The organism is Pseudomonas sp. C2B4, from assembly GCF_013359695.1.
GTDB lineage: Bacteria > Pseudomonadota > Gammaproteobacteria > Pseudomonadales > Pseudomonadaceae > Aquipseudomonas.
Genome location: NZ_JABFMU010000017.1, coordinates 26883 through 45023, shown reverse-complemented (window position 1 = coordinate 45023; position 18141 = coordinate 26883). Strand labels below are relative to the sequence as shown.

The window sequence follows — 18141 nt, the reverse complement described above, 5'->3', positions numbered from 1 at the left end:
GCAGGCTCGCTCCCACAGGGGGGCAGTGGTGGTTAGAAGGACTTGCTGACACTCGCCACCACGGTGGCGCTGCACACATCATCAAACCCCCAGTTGCCCAGGCACTGGCTCTTCGACAGATCGGTGTCGATGTAGCTCAGCCCCAGCATCACGCCGGCCAGTTCATGGGTCAGCTTGACCTCCCATTCGCGGTACGAATCCTCGGCCTGGCCCGAGCTTGAATACAGGTGCGGGTCCTTGAAGTCCATCAAGCCGTAGCGCAGTTTCAGGCCGATGTCGTAGGGCAGCTCGGTCTCGTACCCGACGTAGCTGTAGAGCGAGTTTTGCTGGCTGTCGACGCCCGGCGCATCGTCGGAATAATAGGCCGCGAGCTTCACGCCATAGAGGCTGAGAATGCCGTAGACCTCGCTCTGATTGAACTGGCTCTCTCTTGGGTAACTGTATTTGAGATAACCGACATCAAGGCTGACCTCATCGGTGGCCTGCCACAGCCAACCGGCGTAGTAGTCGATTTCCTGGCGGGTTTTCAGGCCGCCGCCGAAGTCGACGTTGGAGCTCCACGCGCCCAGGTACAGGCCGCTGCTGTGGGCAAGGGTCATGGCGCCTTGCACCGCAGGGTCGTTCTGGGTCTGCGAGATGCCGCGGGTGCGGTAGTCGCTGGCCAGGGTCACGTCCAGCAGCAGGGCGAAATCATCGTTCAAGGGCACGGCCTGGCTGCTCAAGGGCAGCAGACTCAAGGAACCGAGGGCGAGCAGGGTCAAGGCTTTCATGTGAAGTCCCGTTATTGTGATTGTTTTGGGGCGCAAGGAAACCTGTGGGAGCTGGCTTGCCAGCGATAGCGGTACATAAACGTTGAATGTCAGACCGCAATCGCCAGCAGGCTGGCTCCCACAGGGAAAACAGTGCTGCTAGAGGGTTGGTGCGTAAACCTGGCGACCGGCGAACCAGGTCTGCAGCACCTGGGTGTCGTGCAGGGCTTTGTTGTCGACGCTGAACACATCGCGGTCGAGCACGATGAAGTCGGCCTGTTTGCCAGCGCTCAGCGAACCGATTTGTTGGTCCAGGCCGATGGTGCGGGCGGCGTTGAGGGTGTAGGCGTAGAACATGGTTTCGCGGTCCAGGCGTTCGTCGGCGTTGAGCACGCCCAGCGGACCGTCACGGGTGATCGCCTGGGCCATGGCGTTCCACGGGTTGGGTGAAGACACCGGCCAGTCGCTGGCCCCGGCGAGGGTGGCGCCCTGTTTGAGCAGCGAGTGCGCCGGGTACTGGTAGCGGAACGCCAGGGCGCTCACGTAAGGCTTGATCATGTCCGTGGTGTAGTCGTCGGCGCTGGCCCAGAGCAGTTGCATCGAGGCGATCACGTCGAGCGGTTTGAAGCGGGCGAATTCCTTCGGGTTGACCATTTGCAGGTGGGTGATGGAGTGGGTCACGCCGCTCTGACGATCCTTGCGCGCCTGTTCGATGCCGTTCAGGGACTCGCGCACGGCACGATCACCGATGGCATGAATGTGCACCAGCCAGCCCCTTTGATCGATGGCGCTGACCAGCTCTCCGAAGTGCTTCGGATCGATCAACAGTTCGCCCTGTTTGTGCGAGTTGCTGTAAGGGTCGATCATCGCAGCGCTCTGCGCCGGGTATTCGATCACGCCATCGGCGAAGATCTTGACGCCCGGCAGGGTCAGGTTGGGGACGCCCTGAAACTGCTGTCGGACTTTGTCGAGCGTATCGAGATCGGCCGGCACACTTTTCGGGTTGGCCACCAGCAGCGCGGCGACGTGGGCGGTCATGCCGCCGTTTTCGGAGAGCGCCTTGTACACGGGCAACACGCCGACGGTTTTTTCCGTGGGCTTGAGGGCGAACACCGGTTCACCGGGGGCGGCATTGGCGGCGGGGTCCATCCACGCGGTGATGCCAAGGCTGTTGTTGTAACGCACGGCGGTTTGCGCGGCCTTGAGCATGTCGGCGGCACTCGGTGCCGGCATTTTCGAGGCGACCCGGTCCCAGCCGGCGTCGACCAGAAAGCCATTGGGCCTGCCGTCCTTCAGCTTGCCAATGGTGCCGTCTTCAGCCGCCGGCAACGATTTGATCAGCGCGGCATCGACACCGGCGCGCTTGAGCATCACGTCGTTGGCCCAGGCCGTGTGGTGGTCGCTGCCAGTAAAGACGACGGGCACGCTGGCCCACTCGCTGCTGTTAAACTTTTTGCCCAAGGCTTCTGACTGCGCCCAGTAGGCCGAGCTCATGCCGGCCACGCTCAACACATCGCCGTGCCGGGCCTTGCCGTCGTCACGCCAGGCGCGCAGGCGTTTTTCCAGTTCGTCGAGGTCGACCACCTCGTCTTCCATGTTGGCCGAGACCATTTCCAGTCCACCGAAAATGGCGTGGGAGTGGCTGTCGACCAGGCCGGGCATCAAGGTCTTGCCGCCCAGGTCGATGACGCGGGTGTCCGCCTCGATCAAGGCCTTGATCTGCGCATCGCTACCGACTTGCAGCACTTTACCGTCCTGTATCGCCAAGGCCTGAACCTTGGGCTGACTACGGTCAGCGGTGAAAATCTTGCCGTTGAACAACACCAGATCCGTGGCTGCCATGGCTTCCAACGAGGCAAAACTTATGGCGGCCATCAATAGATTCGGGATGAATCTTTTCATTGAATGTTTCCTTGTTATTGCGTCTGATGGCCAGAGTAGTGGCTTGTCGCGGGCCGCAGAACGCCTCGCTCGCGAAAAACGTTTTTGCCTGAATGGAAAAAATATGGACAAGTTGGGTGCACTGAAAATGTTCGTGGTCACGGCGCAACTGGGCAGTTTCAGTCGCGCCGCCGAGCAATTGGGCAAGACCCCGTCGGCCCTGACCAAAGCGGTCAATCACCTGGAGGCGGAACTCGGCGCGCGCCTGTTCGAGCGCAGCACCCGGCGGATTGCGCTGACGGAATCAGGAAGGCTCTATCTGGAAACCGCACGCCAGGTGCTGCAGCGACTGGACGAGGCCGGCGAGGAAATCGAGCAATTGCAGCACGGTCTGCGCGGCAGCCTGAAAATCACTGCGCCACTGGCCTACGGGCAGGCTTTTCTCGATCAGGTGTGTGGCGGCTTTCTTGAGCTATACCCGCAGATCAACCTGCAAGTGGATCTGTGCGACGACTTCGTCAATCTGCTGGAAAGCGGCTACGACCTGGCCTTGCGCGAAGGCCATGACAATTTGCCGGGACTGATCGCTCGTGTCGTCGGCAGCAATCGCCTGGCGCTGTGCGGCAGCCCCGAGTATCTGGCGCGTAAAGGGCTGCCGGTCACCCCGCAGACCCTCGATGAGCACGAATGGTTGCTGTATCGCCATCCGTTGCTCAGCCGCGAGTTCTGGTGGGCCGAGCGCGACGGCCAGCGCTTGAGCCTGCCGCAGCCCCGGTCGCCACGTTTGCGCAGCGACAATTACGATCTGTTGCTGGCCAACGCCCTGGCCGGACGCGGGCTGCTGCACACGCCATTGTGGAGTGCCGCGCCGTATCTGGCCGACGGACGACTGGTACGGGTGATGGCCGACTACGACATCGACCCGGACACCTTCGGTCCGCACATTCTGGCGGTGTACCCCAGCCATCGGCGGGCCACGGCCAAGGTGTTGGCGTTTATCGATTACATCGCAGGGTTTCTGGCTTCACGCGGATTAATTGATGATTGCTTACCCCTGTAGGAGCGAGCCTGCTCGCGATGGACGTCAACGATAACGCGGGTTGCCTGAAAAAACGCGTCGTCTGGTAGCCCATCGCGAGCAGGCTCGCTCCTACAGGTCGTCCACAAGTTCTTGTAAGAAAAATCGCAAAAGAGTACAAATGTACTCCATGACGACTCTCACTCCCCGCCGTACCGCCATCCTGACCTTCATCCGCGAGCGAATCGCGGAGCACGGCCAGTCCCCGAGCCTCGCTGAAATCAGCGAGGCCTTCGGTTTTGCCTCCCGCAGCGTGGCGCGCAAGCATGTGCTGGCGCTGACCGAAGCCGGTTTCATCGAGGTCAACCCGCATCAGGCCCGGGGCATTCGATTGCTCGGCCAGCCGGCGCGCCCCGAACTGCTGGATATTCCCGTCCTCGGTCGGGTAGCGGCAGGTGCGCCGATCGGGGCCGATGCCGAGGTCCACAGCCGCTTGCTGCTCGACCCGGCGATGTTCTCCAGAACGCCGGACTACATGCTGCGGGTTCGCGGCGACTCGATGATCGAGGACGGCATTCTCGATGGCGATCTGGTGGGCGTGCACCGCAGCCCCGAGGCGCTCAACGGCCAGATCGTCGTCGCGCGTCTCGACGGTGAAGTGACCATCAAGCGTTTCGAACGCTCAGGCGACACCGTGCGCCTGTTGCCGCGCAACCCGGCCTATCAGCCGATCATCGTCGAAGCCGACCGGGACCTGGCCATCGAAGGGGTGTTCTGCGGCCTGGTGAGGCAAGGCTGATGGGTGCCGTCGTTGCGCTGGATACGCTGTTCAATGGCGGCCAGGTCTGGAAGGGCCGGCCTGCGCCGCCGACTGCCAGCCCGCAACCCACCGGGCATGCCGCGCTGGATGCGGCGCTGCCCACGGGGGGCTGGCCGGAAGCGGCGCTGAGCGAAATTCTCCTGGCCGGGCAGGGCGTGGGCGAGTTGCAGCTGGTGTGGCCGGCGCTGGCGCGGTTGTCGGCGGCGGGCGAGCGCATTGTGTTGGTGGCGCCGCCGTTCTTGCCGTACCCCCAGGCCTGGCAGAACGCCGGGGTCGATCTGCGCCAGTTGTCGATCATCCAGGCCAGCGAGCGCGACGCCCTGTGGGCGGCGGAGCAATGCCTGCGTTCGGGCAGTTGCGGCGCCGTGCTGTGCTGGCCGCACAAGGCCGATGACCGGGCGTTGCGGCGTTTGCAGGTGGCGGCGGAAACCGGCTCGACCCTGGCCTTCGCCTACCGCTCGATCCATGAAGCGCTCAACCCGTCACCCGCGGCCCTGCGCATCGCCATCGATGCCAGGCCTGCGCAATTGCGCGTGCTCAAGTGCCGGGGCGGGCTGGCCCGTTCGGCGCCGATTGCCTTCACTGTGGGGCATTGAGGTTGCCATGCGCTGGGTCTGCATTTTGTTCCCGCAATTGGCGCTGGACGCGGTACTGCGTCAGCGCACCGACCCCGATGAGCCGCTGGCGCTGCTGACCGGCCCGGCCCAGCGCCGGGTCTTGCAGGCGGTCAACGGTCCGGCACGCGCTTTGGGCCTGCGCCCCGGCCAGTCCATGAGCGCGGCCCAGGCCTTGAGCAAAGGCTTCGCCACGGCCGAGTACGACGTCGTCGAAATCGAACGCTGGCAGCAGTTCCTGGCGGCCTGGGCCTATGGTTTCAGCGCTCAGGTCAGCGTGCATTACCCGCGTGCGCTGGTGTTTGAAATCGAGTCCAGCCTCGGGCTGTTCGGCTCCTGGGCGCAGTTCGAGGCACGATTACGCGCGGAACTGACCGGGTTGGGTTTCCGTCACCGTATCGTGGCCGCGCCCAACCCGGTGGCGGCGCGGATGCTGGCCAATGCCTATGACGGTCTGGTGGTGCCCGACGATCAAGCCTTGCAGTATCACCTCGGGCAATTGCCCATCGACCGGATCGGGCTGGAGGCCAGCGTCGCCACGGCGTTGTCGCGCATGGGACTGCGCACCTTGAGCCAGCTGCAGGCGCTACCCCGGCAGAGCCTGGCCCGACGTTTCGAAGCCCAGGTGCTCAAGCACCTGGACACGCTGCTCGGGTTGCGACGGCTGGCGCTGGCCTTCTATCTACCACCGGATCGTTTTGACGTGCGCATCGAGCTCAATTTCGATGTGCAATCCCATCAAGCCCTGCTGTTTCCATTGCGTCGGTTGACCGGCGATCTGTCGGCGTTCCTGTGTGGCCGGGACAGCGGTGTACAGCGTTTCGATCTGCATCTGGAACATGCCGGACTGCCGGACACCCTGATCAAGGTCGGCCTGCTCAGCGCCGAGCGTGATCCGGCGATGCTTTTCGAGCTGGCCCGAGGGCGGCTGGAGCAGGTACAGGTCGAGGCGCCGGTGCGCGGGTTTCGCCTGCGCGCCGAAGATTTGCCGAGCTTCGTGCCCCAGTTTCAGGAACTGTTCGACGACCGTCCACAGCAATCCTTGCCCTGGGAGCAACTGCGCGAACGCCTGCGCGCACGGCTGGGGGATGAGGCCGTGCATGGCTTGCGCTTTCAGGCCGACCACCGCCCCGAGTGTGCGTGGCAGGCCCGCGCCGACAGTCAGCCCTGTGCGCCATTGCCGGGCGTCAAGCGACCGGGCTGGCTGCTGACCGAACCGCTGGCGGTGCATGAGCATTCGACGCGTATCCTCATGGGGCCGGAGCGCATCGAATCCGGGTGGTGGGACGGCGATGACGTGCGTCGCGATTACTATCTGATCGAAACCCGTACCGGCCAACAGGGGTGGGCCTGGCGTGCGGTTGGCGAAGACGGCCCGTTGTGGTTGCAGGGCTGGTTTGCATGAACGCGGGATACGCCGAATTGCACTGCCTGTCGAACTTCAGTTTCCAGCGCGGTGCCTCCAGTGCCCTTGAACTGTTTCAACGGGCCAAAAAACAGGGTTATCAGGCGCTGGCGATCACCGATGAATGCACCCTGGCCGGCATTGTCCGGGCCTGGCAAGCGGCGAAGTCGGTGGAGCTGCCGCTGATCATCGGCAGCGAGGTCCGTATCGAAAACGGCCCGAAAGTGGTGCTGCTGGTGGAAAACCTCGAGGGCTACCAGACCCTGTGTCGCCTGATCACCCAGGCCCGTCGCCGCACGCAGAAGGGCCAGTATCAAATCCTGCGGGAGGATTTCAGCGAACCCCTGCCGGGGCTTCTGGCGTTGTGGGTGCCGGACGCGGTCGATGACTTCGAGCAGGGCCGCTGGCTGAAGCAGGTGTTCGCCGAACGCCTGTGGCTGGCGGTGCAGTTGCATCGCAGTCAGGACGACACCCGGCGCCTGAACGATCTGCTGGCCCTGGCCAGGGAGCTGCGAATGCCCGCCGTGGCCAGCGGCGATGTGCACATGCACGCCCGTGGGCGCCGTGCCTTGCAGGACACCATGACCGCGATCCGTCATCACCTGCCGGTGGCCGATGCCGGGCTGCGCCTGCACCCCAACGGCGAAAGGCACCTGCGCGGCCTCGACGTCCTGCGCGAGCTTTATCCGCCAGCCTTGCTCGACGAAACGCGGGTCATTGCCCGGCGTTGCACGTTCGACCTTGGGCAGTTGCGTTATCAGTATCCCAAGGAGCTGGTGCCCCAGGGGCACAGCGCCAGTTCGTGGCTGCGGCACTTGACCGAAGAGGGCATCCACTGGCGCTGGCCGAAGGGGCCACAGCCGAAGGTGCTCACGCAGATCGACGAGGAGCTGAAGCTGATCGCCGAGCTCGGCTATGAAAGCTACTTCCTGACGGTGCACGACGTGGTGCGCTTTGCCCGTGAGCAAAGCATCCTCTGTCAGGGGCGTGGTTCGGCTGCCAACTCGGCGGTCTGCTATGCCCTGGGAATCACCGAAATCGACCCGGATCGCACCACGCTGCTGTTCGAGCGCTTCATGTCGAAGGAGCGCAACGAACCGCCGGATATCGATGTGGATTTCGAGCACGAACGCCGTGAAGAAGTCCTGCAATACATATTCCGTCGTTATGGCCGGGGCCGTGCCGCCTTGACGGCGGTTGTCAGCACCTACCACGCCGCCGGTGCGGTGCGCGATGTGGCCAAGGCGCTGGGTCTGCCTCCTGACCAGATCAACGCACTGGCAGACTGCTGTGGCCACTGGAGCGATGAAACCCCGCCGCTGGAGCGTCTGCGCGAAGGCGGGTTCGACCCGGACAGTCCGGTGCTGCGACGGGTATTGAGCCTGACCGGGCAACTGATCGGGTTCCCTCGACACCTGTCGCAGCATCCCGGTGGCTTCGTGATTTCCGAGCAGCCACTGGACACCCTGGTGCCGGTGGAAAACGCCGCCATGGCCGACCGCACCATCATCCAGTGGGACAAGGACGACCTCGACGCCGTTGGATTGCTGAAGGTGGACATCCTCGCCCTTGGCATGCTCAGCGCGATACGCCGCTGTTTCGACCTGCTGCGCCGTCACCGCAACCTGAATCTGACGCTGGCCACGATCCCGCCCGAGGATCGGCCGACCTACGACATGATCAGTCGCGCCGACACCATTGGCGTATTCCAGATCGAGTCCAGAGCGCAGATGTCGATGCTGCCGCGATTGCGCCCCAAAGAGTTCTACGATCTGGTTATCGAGGTGGCCATCGTCCGACCGGGGCCGATCCAGGGCGGGATGGTGCATCCCTACCTGCGTCGACGAAACAAGGAAGAGCCTGAGAGCTATCCGTCGCCAGAGCTCGAGGTGGTGTTGAAAAGAACCCTCGGCGTGCCCCTGTTCCAGGAACAGGTGATGCAGATCGCCATCGTCGCCGCCGACTACAGCCCCGGCGAGGCCGATCAGCTGCGCCGCTCCATGGCTGCCTGGAAACGCCACGGCGGGCTCGAACCGCACAAGGAACGCTTGGCCGCCGGGATGAAAAAGAACGGCTACACCCCGGAGTTTGCGGCGCAGATCTTCGAACAGATCAAGGGCTTCGGCAGCTATGGTTTTCCCGAGTCCCATGCCGCCAGTTTTGCCCTGCTGACCTACGCCAGTTGCTGGCTGAAATGCCACGAACCGGCTGCCTTTGCCTGTGCGCTGATCAACAGTTGGCCCATGGGTTTCTACAGCCCGGACCAGATCCTGCAGGACGCGCGCCGTCATCATTTGCAGATCCGCCCGGTGGACGTGCGCGCCAGCGACTGGGATTGCAGCCTGGAACCGATGGCCGGCGCACAACCGGCCATTCGCATGGGGCTGCGGATGGTCAAGGGCTTTCGCGAGGAGGATGCCCGGCGCATTGAAGCGGCGCGCGCGCGCGGTGCATTTGCCGATGTCGCCGACCTGGGCGAGCGGGCGGGGCTCGATGGCCGTGCCCAGGCGTTGCTGGCCGATTCCGGGGCTTTGCGTGGATTGGCCGGTCATCGCCACCGGGCGCGCTGGGAAGTGGCCGGGGTGCAGAAACAGTTCGGATTGTTTGCCGGCCTGCCCAGTCCGGAAGAGAGCGAGGTGACGCTACCCAAACCCACCGTGGGCGAGGACTTGCGCGCCGATTACGCCTGCGTGGGCACCACCCTCGGCCCCCATCCGCTGGCCTTGCTGCGCGCTGAATTGAAAGCCCGGCGTTGCCGCAGTTCCAGGGAGCTGCTGGAGGTCGAGCACGGGCGGCCAGTCAGCGTCGCCGGGCTGGTGACCGGTCGACAACGGCCGGGCACCGCCAGCGGTGTAACCTTCGTCACCCTCGAAGACGAGTTCGGCAACGTCAACGTGGTGGTCTGGCGCGACCTGGCCGACCGGCAGCGCAAGGTACTGGTCGGCTCGCAATTGCTCAAGGTCGACGGGCGCTGGGAGCGCGAAGGTGAGGTTCGACATTTGATTGCCGGACGATTGAGTGATCTGAGTCCGCTATTGGACGGCATCACTGTGCGCAGCCGGGATTTTCACTGATCTGTGGCAAAAGGGTTCTTGTGGCGAGGGGATTTATCCCCGTTGGGCTGCGAAGCAGCCCCAAATCCAGTAACTCAGTCAATTCAGGCAAATCGAATTTACTGGTTTTACGACGGCTTCGCCGCCGAACGGGGATAAATCCCCTCGCCACCAAAGCCCGCTCCCACAGGTTATGTGTGAAGGCTGATTACTTGGCCACCGGCCAAAACCGCTCTCCACCTCCCGGCGCATCCGTCCAGGCCTGGAGCGACCGCGTCGGCAAATCGAAGTAATCCCGCGTGCGCGCATAACCATGGCCACCCATCCGCCCAATCGCATCGAGCCCCAGTTGATCGATGTACAGGGTTTTCGGGTCGATCAGTTCATCGCGCACATGGGCCATCAGCACTTCGCCAAAGATGATCTCCCGCGACTGACCGATGTTCAGCGCCATCATCCGCCGGCACTCCAGCGCCACCGGGGCTTCGCCGATGCGCGGGCATTTGACCGTGGTGCCGGGGATGGCGGTGAGGCCGGCGGCGGTCAGTTCGTCGAAGCCGGGAGCGAAGGGCACGGCGCAGACGTTCATGGCTTCCACCAGGGCATCGCTGACGATGTTGACGGTGAATTCCTGGTTGAGCTGGATGTTGCGCGTGGTGTCCTTGGGACTCTGGTCACCGTAGTTTTCCACGCCCAACGCGAGGATCGGCGGATCGGCCGAGAGCGCGTTGAAAAAGCTGAACGGCGCGGCGTTGACGCGGCCTTCACCGTCGACGGTGGTGACCAGGGCAATCGGCCGTGGCACCACGCTGCCGATCAGAATCTTGTATTTGTCCCGCGCACTCAGGGTGCTGAAATCGAAGCTTTGCATGGGCAGTGTTCTCTAAAGGAGTGGATCAATGGCGCTCAGTGGCGCCTGTGCGCTGTAGTCGTCGGCGAACGGAATGGCCGGCTGGAACAGGGTTTTCCAGTCCGGTTGGCCAAAGGCCCGGTCGCTGTGGCTGCGCATCAGTTTTTCGAATTGCCGTTGGGCCTGGCGTTGAAGGGCGGAGTAGTCGATACCCTTGACCTGACCGTCTGCCATCACGCAGCGGCCGTCGATCCAGCTCGCGATGCAGTCGTCGCCGCGTCCGGCCAGCACCAGGTTCTTCAAAGGATCGAACAGCGGTCCCAGGTGCATACCGCGCAGGTTGAACACGGTGATGTCGGCTTTGCACCCCGGCGCCAGTCGGCCAAGGTCATCGCGCCCCAGCGCCTTGGCGCCGCCGAGGGTGGCGGCGTTGTAAAGGTCGAGTGTGCTGGTCAGCGTGTTGCCACCCTCCATCAGGCGGGCGATGTTCAAACCCTGGCGCATGTTGTCCAGTAAATCCGCCGGCCAGGTGTCGGTGCCCAAGGCAAAATTAATGCCCTTGGCCCGATAGCGGCCGAAGGAGTTCAACGCCTCGCCGTCCCGGGCAAATACCACCGGGCAATGCACCAGGCTGGCGCCGCCGTCCACCACCCGTTGCAGGTCATCATCGCCACGGGTGTAGATACCGTGGGGCAGCAGGCTGCGCGGGGTCAGCAGGTCGAGTTGCTGCAACCAGCCCAGCGGTGAAGCACCGCGCAATTGTTCGACCATCGCCACTTCGCTTAAGCCTTGGCAGCAATGCAAACGGATCGGTGCGTTCAACTCGCGACTCAGCGCGGCGGTGCGTTGCAACAGCGCCGGGGTGCAGGTCTGGATACGGTCCGGCAGCAGCGCACCGCGAATCAGGCCGCCATTCGCACCGTCGACATCCCGAAAAAACCGTTCAGCCGCGTCGAGTCCGGCCATGCCACGGGCTTCATCCCAGTGATGGGCCAGCGTGCCGTCCGCCTGCCAGTAACTCATGCCGCTCATGTAGCAGGGGCCCAGGTAGGTGCGCAGCCCCAGCTCGGCCGCGACGCCAGCCACGGCGGCAAACTCGTCACAGGTTTCCGCCCACTCGCGGTAGTACATCGAAGTGATCGGCATGGCCGTGGTAATGCCGTTGCGGATCAACTGAGTGAAGGCGTAGCGGTATTTGAAGACTTCTTCTTCCGGGCTGTAACTCTCCCGGGGCCCCCGCGCCAGATACTCGGCGGACCACATGCGCCCCATGTCGCGTTCGTCGCCGTTGTCCAAGGTCAATACCGTGGAGTCGAGGTCGCCCAACGCATCCAGGTCAATGAAACCGGGGCCGATCAGCGCGTTGCCATAATCGATCCACTGATCCACCGGCCCCGGATAATCGCGCCCGACGAAGACAATGCGCGAGCCCTCGAAGACCACTTCGCCGTTGCGCCAGAGCACATGTCGGGTGCCGTCGAAGCCGACCACGCAGCTCGCTTTCAGGCCAATACGATTCACAGGCGACTGTCCAGCAATCGGCCACCCGAAGCGATCAACTGCCCCCCGCGATAAACATGACGCAGCGGCCGCGACACCACGGCTTCACCCAGGGTCTGCACCGGCATCAGCAAAAAGTCCGCTGGCTGACCAATCTCGACGCTATAGCCTTCACGGCCCAGCGCCCGGGCGCCGTTGACGGTTGCCGCGTCGAACGCCGCTGCCAGTTCCTCGTCCTTGTTCAAGTCGAAACGAAACGCCAGCAACATCGCCCGCTCCAGCATGTCGCCGTTGCCCATGGGCGACCAGGCATCGCGAATGCCGTCCGAACCCAGGCACACATTTACCCCGGTTTCGCGCAGGGCGAGGAACGGCGGCACCGCACAATCGGCCGGCGCAGAACTCATCAACGAAATCTCCAGCGCCGCCAGGCGTTCGGCCACCGGTTTGACCTGGCTCCACGGCAGCATGCCCAGGCAATAGGCGTGACTGATCATTACCCGTCCCTGAAGCCCGAAGCGCTCGGTGTAATCGGCGATCAGTCTGATCTGCCACAGGCCCAGTTCGCCCTTGTCGTGCAGGTGGATGTCGACGCCACGCTCGAATTCGCTGGCCAGGTTGAATACGAAGTCCAGTTGCGCGATGGGGTCGTTGTCGATGCCGCAGGGGTCGAGGCCGCCGACGTTCTCCACGCCCAGTGCCATGGCTTCACGCATCAGCTCGGCGGTGCCGGGGCGACTGATCAGCCCGGTTTGCGGGAAGACCACCAGTTGCAGGTCGATCAGGTCGCGGTATTTTTCACGCAGTTGCTGCATGGCTTCGACGTGACGCAGGCCGAATTCCGGGTCGATGTCGACGTGGCAACGCATGGTCAGCGAGCCACGGGCGATGCAGTTTTCCAGCAGGGCGCCGGCGCGTTGTGCAATGGGGGTTTCAACTTCTCGCAGTACACGACGCTCGTTGGCGATGTAGTCCTTGAGGGTCGGGCCGGCGCTGTTCGGGCGCCAGGGTTGGCCCCAGAGGGTTTTGTCCAGATGGACGTGGCTTTCGACCAAGGCTGCGGTGAGCAATTGGTTCTGGCCGTCGATGTCGGTGGCGAGCAGCTCGCTGGTCGAGGCCGGGCGGCGCTGGGTGAAGCGGCCGTTTTCGATCAGCAGGTCTCCGGCGGGGGCGCCGTAGGGGCGCACGTTGCGTAGCCAGCGGGGGTGGGTCATTGCATACCTCAAATTCTGTGTTGTGTGGGAGGGCCTCTTCGCGAGCAGGCTCGCTCCCACAGGTTTATGAGTTGTTCCCAATATTTGTGATCAACACAAAACCCTGTGTTGTGTGGAAGGGCCTCATCGCGGGCAAGCCCGCTCCCATAGGTTTATGAGTTGTTCCCAATATTTGTGATCAACACAAAATCACTGTGGGAGCGAGCCTGCTCGCGAAGACCGCGCCTCGGTTTCAAGCCAGGCAATCAGCCCTTGAGCTTCGCCCAGATCCGGTCCTGCAGTTCCCGCGCCTTGTTGCTGCATTCCTTTTCAGGGCGCAGGCGCGAGGCGAATTCGTCGGGCATGTTGATGGCGTCCATCACTCGCCATTTGGCGTCGATCAGCTTGTCGCTCTGAATGCCGTTGGCATAGGCGATGGCGTTGGACACGGCGGCGGCGTTTTCCGGTTTCATCATCCAGTCGATGAAGATCTTGGCGTTACCCGGGTGCGGCGCGCTTTTCGGGACGGCAAAGTTGTCCTGGAACATCGCCAGGCCTTCTTTCGGATACACGTATTTGATGCTGCTCTTCTGCAAAGTGGCCCGCGCTGTAGAACCGTTCCAGTTCTGCATCATGATCACTTCACCGGAGGCCATGCGGTCGACGGTGTTGTCCGAGCTGTACATCTTCAGGAAGGGTTTCTGTTTTTGCAGCAGTTCGAGAATGCGCTTGGCGTCCTGCGGGTTTTCCGTGCACTCATCGACATTCAGGTAATGGCTGGCGGCGTTGATCACGCTGCTCGACGTATCGAGCGCGGCCAATTGGCCTTGCAGTTCCTTGCGCGGTTCGAAGAACTCTTTCCACGAGTCATCCAGCTTGCCGCCAGGCACCCGTGCGCTGTCATAGGAGAACCCGGTGGTTCCCCACAGGTACGGCGCCGAGAACTTGCGGCCAGGGTCGAAGCTCGGGTCGCGGAACGCCGGTTTGACGTACTGGAAGTTGGGCAGGGTCGGCGTGTCGATTTCCAGCAGCAGGTTCTGGTTGATCAGGGTGCGCATGATCGACTGCGACGGCACGATCACGTCATAGGCCGCGCCACCGGCCTGCAACTTGGCCAGGAGGGTTTCGTTGCTGTCGTAGCCGTCCATGGTGACTTTGATGCCGGTCTCCTTTTCGAACTTGGCCAGCAGGTCGACCGGGTAGTAATCGGTCCAGTTGTAGAAGAACAGTTCCTTGGGCTCGGCGGCCTGGGCGCTGAAGGCGGTGAGTGCGGTGAAGCAACTCAAGGCCAGACTGGCAACGGCAAAACGCATGCTTTTCACTTTCTTGCTCATTAAGGAAGTCTCCGGGCTCATTGTTGTTTGCCGCGCTGTCCCAGCCAGAAGGCCAGCACCACCAGCACGATGGAAATCACCAGCATCAGGGTCGAGATCGCGTTGATCTCTGGCGTCACGCCGGCCTTGATCGCCGAGAAGATGTACACCGGCAGGGTCGTGGAACCGGGGCCGGCAACGAAGAAGGTCATGATGAAATCGTCGAGGCTGACCACGAACGCCAGCACCGAACCGGACAGAACCGCCGGCCACAACAGCGGCAGCGTCACCCGGCGGAACACCTGCCACGGGTTGGCGTACAGGTCGTTTGCCGCTTCCAGCAGGCTCTTGTCCAGGTCATTGAGCCGCGCGCGGATCGGCAGGTAGGCGAAGGGAATGCAGAAGCCGATGTGCGCGACGATCACTGTCAGCAATCCCAGCTTGATCCCCAGCGCCATGAACAGCAGCAGGGTGGCCACGGCCGTGACGATCTCCGGCAGGATCAGCGGCAGGTTGATCCCGCCTTCAACCATCTTCTGTCCGTAGAACGGCCGGTAAGTCGCCAGTGCCGCGAGCAGGGCAATGGCCGTGGCACAGACCGTGGCGATGCCGGCGACGATGATCGAGTTCAGCGCGGCGGTCTGGATCGACGGGTTGGCCAGAATGCGCCCGTACCAGTCCAGGGAGAACTCGGTCCACACCGTCGCCGAGCGGTTGGCGTTGAAGCTGTAGGCGATCAGCACGAAGATCGGCAGGTACAGGTAGGCCAGGATCAGCAGGCTGACTTCCCGGGTCATCGGCAGTTTTTTCAGGTGCAGGGCGATCATGCGGTGGCTCCCCGACGAAGGGTTTTGGCGGCGCTGCGGCTATAGAGGGCGTAGAGCACCAGGGACAGCAGCAGAATCCCCAGCAGCAGGAACGACAGCGAACTGCCCAGCGGCCAGTTGCGCGCGGTGCCGAACTGTTGCTGGATCAGGTTGCCGATCATCAGCGTCTTGCCACCGCCGAGAATCGCCGGGGTGATGAAGGCGCCGAGGCTCGGCACGAACACCAGCAGGGAACCGGCAATCACCCCCGGCATCGACAGCGGCAAAATGATCCGCCGCAATGCGTGCCAGCGATTGGCGCCCAGGTCGTAGGCTGCCTCCACCAGGCGCCAGTCGAGTTTTTCCAGGGTCGAGTAAATCGGCAGGATCATGAACGGCAGGAAGCTGTAGACCAGCCCGACGCTGACCGCAAAGTCGTTGTAGAGCAGGGTGATGCCACCGGCACTGGGGAACAGCGCGTTGAGGCTCTGGGCGACCCAGCCCTGTTCGCGCAGGATGATCAGCCAGGCGTAGTTGCGGATCAGCAGGTTGGTCCAGAACGGGATGGTGATCAGCAAGACCATCAGGTTGCGCCGGCGCGGTGTCAGGCTCGACATCCACAGCGCCACCGGAAAGCCGAACAGGAAGCACAACACCGTGGTGCCGCCGGCCTGGAACACCGAGCGCAGCAGCGCCTGGGCGTAGACCCAATTGAGTTCAAGCTCACCGTCGAAACCTTCCTGGAAAAACAGCTGCACGTAACTTTGCAATTGCCAGTCGGCCTGCCAGTCGACGCCACCGTAGACGTTGCGCGGCAACAGGCTGATGTAGCCCATGATGCCCAGCGGAATGGCGATCAGGGCCAGCAGGGTCAGAACCACCGGGCTGAGCAACAGCGCACGGTTAAGGGCGGGAGAAGTGCTGCTGACGCTCATCTCAAGCCTCCATCAGCAGACAGGCGTGGGGCGGCAGGTTGACCGCCACGCGATCACCGACGCCACGGCTGCGATTCAGGCCTTCGTTGTTTTCCCGCAGCATGACCTTGATGTCGTTGTTCAGGCGGCACTGGTACAGGGTCGCGGTGCCGACGTACAGCACGGCTTCGATCACGCCGCGCAGGTGGTGGGGTTGCGCCGGGTCCACCAGTTGCGAACGTTCCGGGCGGAAGGCCAGTTGCACCTTGCCGTCGATGCCCTGGGGCGGGCAGGGGATCTCCACCGGCATGCCATTGGGCACGAACAGGTGTTCGTTATGCTGGCCGCGCTTGAGGTGGCCCGGCAGGAAGTTGATGTCGCCGATGAACTGCGCGACGAACTGATGCTGCGGCCGTTCGTAGATGTCGTTGGGTGTGCCGATCTGCAGGATCTTGCCGGCGGACATCACCGCAATGCGATCGGACAGGGTCAGGGCTTCTTCCTGGTCGTGGGTGACGAAAATGAAGGTGATCCCGGCTTCCTTCTGCACGCGCTTGAGTTCGACCTGCATTTCCTTGCGCAACTTGAGGTCCAGCGCCGACAGCGGTTCGTCCAGCAACAGCACTTTCGGTTTCGGCGCCAGGGCCCGGGCCAGAGCCACCCGTTGCTGCTGGCCGCCGGACAGCTCGGCGGGTTTGCGCCGGGCCAGGTGCTGCATTTGCACCAGCGCCAGCATTTCATCGACCCGCTGCGGGATCAGCTTGCGATCAAGACCCTGCATCTCGAGCCCGAAGGCGATATTCTGCGCAACACTCATGTGCGGAAACAGTGCGTAACTCTGGAACACTGTGTTGACCCGGCGCTTGAACGGCGGCAGGTCGTTGACCGGCTCGCCCGCGAGGCGGATTTCACCCTCGCTGACATGCTCGAAGCCGGCGATGGTGCGCAGCAGGGTGGTTTTGCCACAGCCGGAGGGGCCGAGCAGGGTGAAGAACTCGTTGTCGGCTATGTCGACCGAGACGTTGTCCAGGGCGGGTGCCAGGCCTGGATCGTCTGAATAGCGTTTTGAGACGTTTCGCACTTCAATTGCAACTGGATGACCCATAATGGTGCATTCCTCTAATTATTGTATGCAAAATCTGGATGCAATTTAGAAATACCCGGATTAACCTGCTCGTGCAACCCCCTTTTTCAAGGCTGTTCATTCGCCTGGGGCCGGTTGCACAGCGCTGAAGGAGTCTTCGAATGGCGGAAAAAAAACTGGAAACCACGGTAGACCGCGTCTACCAAGGGGTTTACGAGGCGATCAGCAAGCGCTCCCTGCGCCCGGGCATGAAGCTCGGCGAGGCTTCGCTGGCTGAACTTTTCAACGTCAGCCGCACGTCGGTTCGTGCCGCGCTCAAGCAATTGGAGGCTGACGGCCTGGTCACCACCGAGCCCAATAAAGGTGCGTCGGTATCGCTACCCAGCGACGAAGAGATCCGCTCGCTGTTCGAAACCCGGCGCCTGATCGAGATCGGCATCGTCAGCGAGCTGTGCCGTCGGCGCGATACCGCCGTGACCCAGGATCTGCGCGATCACCTGTTGCTGGAGGACGAAGCGCACCAAAGCGGCGACCACGAGCGGCTGATTCATTTGCTCGGTGAGTTCCACATCAAGCTCGCCCGGAGCCTGAACAACCCGGTGTTGCTCGACTGGTTCCAGAAGCTGATTTCCCGCGCTTCGCTGTACGCCGCGGCCCTGGATGACGACAGCCATGAAGCCTGCCGCGACGATGAGCATTTACGCCTGATCGAATACATCGAGGCGGGCAACCAGAGCGCCGCAATCGAGCTGACCTGCATGCACCTCAATGGCATCGAAAAAGCGATCCTCGACGTCGCTGCCACGCTGAAAACCAGCTACAACCCGCTCAAGCATTTGATTGAGGTCTAGCCCCGACTTCCAGGCCGATGGAAATCAAACTGTGGGAGCGAGCCTGCTCGCGAAAGGGCCAGAACATTCAACATGGAGGGTGACTGACAC

At 62.8% G+C, this 18141-nt stretch carries 15 protein-coding genes; 6 read left to right on the top strand and 9 right to left on the bottom strand.

The genetic code is table 11. The features are described from left to right. Positions 1-32 precede the first annotated feature (32 nt). A complete protein-coding gene (locus HNQ83_RS13630; RefSeq protein ID WP_175389442.1) occupies positions 33-770 on the bottom strand; it encodes a TorF family putative porin in 738 nt (245 codons plus the stop codon). A gap of 138 nt (positions 771-908) precedes the next feature. Beyond that, a complete protein-coding gene (locus HNQ83_RS13625; protein WP_175389441.1) occupies positions 909-2651 on the bottom strand; it encodes an amidohydrolase in 1743 nt (580 codons plus the stop codon). 103 nt (positions 2652-2754) lie between these two features. On the opposite strand from HNQ83_RS13625, the gene HNQ83_RS13620 reads away from it, so the two are divergent. From HNQ83_RS13620 to HNQ83_RS13600, 5 genes are all read left to right on the top strand, one after another. Then, on the top strand, positions 2755-3690 hold the full coding sequence (locus HNQ83_RS13620; protein ID WP_175389440.1) for a LysR family transcriptional regulator: 936 nt from the start codon (positions 2755-2757) through the stop codon (positions 3688-3690). Positions 3691-3829: 139 nt separating this feature from the next. Continuing rightward, positions 3830-4447, top strand: coding sequence for a transcriptional repressor LexA (lexA, locus tag HNQ83_RS13615; RefSeq protein WP_175389439.1), 618 nt, complete (start codon positions 3830-3832; stop codon positions 4445-4447). Continuing rightward, positions 4447-5064: a translesion DNA synthesis-associated protein ImuA gene (imuA, locus tag HNQ83_RS13610; RefSeq protein WP_175389438.1), complete on the top strand. Its 618-nt coding sequence runs from the start codon at positions 4447-4449 to the stop codon at positions 5062-5064. The genes lexA and imuA overlap by 1 nt, the downstream gene beginning before the upstream one ends. A gap of 7 nt (positions 5065-5071) precedes the next feature. Next, a complete protein-coding gene (locus tag HNQ83_RS13605) occupies positions 5072-6487 on the top strand; it encodes a DNA polymerase Y family protein (protein ID WP_175389437.1) in 1416 nt (471 codons plus the stop codon). Next, entirely contained in the window at positions 6463-9561 is a 3099-nt protein-coding gene (locus HNQ83_RS13600; protein ID WP_372241898.1) for an error-prone DNA polymerase, read from the top strand. Before HNQ83_RS13605 ends, HNQ83_RS13600 begins: the two co-directional genes overlap by 25 nt. Before the next feature lie 187 nt (positions 9562-9748). Here the strand turns inward: HNQ83_RS13600 and HNQ83_RS13595 are convergent, their stop codons facing one another. The 7 genes from HNQ83_RS13595 to HNQ83_RS13565 all read right to left on the bottom strand — a co-directional run bounded on the left by HNQ83_RS13595 (position 9749) and on the right by HNQ83_RS13565 (position 17221). Continuing rightward, positions 9749-10411 carry a flavin reductase family protein gene (locus HNQ83_RS13595; RefSeq protein ID WP_175389435.1) on the bottom strand — a complete coding sequence of 221 codons (663 nt, stop codon included), beginning with the start codon at positions 10409-10411 and terminating at the stop codon, positions 9749-9751. A 12-nt stretch (positions 10412-10423) separates the two neighbouring features. Then, complete coding sequence (locus tag HNQ83_RS13590; protein ID WP_175389434.1) at positions 10424-11911, bottom strand: chlorohydrolase family protein; 1488 nt, start codon at positions 11909-11911, stop codon at positions 10424-10426. Further along, complete coding sequence (locus HNQ83_RS13585; RefSeq protein WP_175389433.1) at positions 11908-13104, bottom strand: amidohydrolase family protein; 1197 nt, start codon at positions 13102-13104, stop codon at positions 11908-11910. Before HNQ83_RS13585 ends, HNQ83_RS13590 begins: the two co-directional genes overlap by 4 nt. 245 nt (positions 13105-13349) lie before the next feature. Continuing rightward, positions 13350-14417 carry an extracellular solute-binding protein gene (locus HNQ83_RS13580; protein WP_175389432.1) on the bottom strand — a complete coding sequence of 356 codons (1068 nt, stop codon included), beginning with the start codon at positions 14415-14417 and terminating at the stop codon, positions 13350-13352. 17 nt (positions 14418-14434) lie between these two features. After that, positions 14435-15223: an ABC transporter permease gene (locus HNQ83_RS13575; protein WP_175389431.1), complete on the bottom strand. Its 789-nt coding sequence runs from the start codon at positions 15221-15223 to the stop codon at positions 14435-14437. Then, a complete protein-coding gene (locus HNQ83_RS13570) occupies positions 15220-16137 on the bottom strand; it encodes an ABC transporter permease (RefSeq protein WP_110753305.1) in 918 nt (305 codons plus the stop codon). The genes HNQ83_RS13575 and HNQ83_RS13570 overlap by 4 nt, the downstream gene beginning before the upstream one ends. A 1-nt stretch (position 16138) precedes the next feature. Beyond that, complete coding sequence (locus HNQ83_RS13565) at positions 16139-17221, bottom strand: ABC transporter ATP-binding protein (RefSeq protein WP_175389430.1); 1083 nt, start codon at positions 17219-17221, stop codon at positions 16139-16141. A gap of 140 nt (positions 17222-17361) precedes the next feature. Here HNQ83_RS13565 and HNQ83_RS13560 point away from each other — a divergent pair, with 140 nt between their 5' ends. Next, entirely contained in the window at positions 17362-18051 is a 690-nt protein-coding gene (locus tag HNQ83_RS13560; RefSeq protein ID WP_175389429.1) for a GntR family transcriptional regulator, read from the top strand. Positions 18052-18141 lie beyond the last annotated feature (90 nt).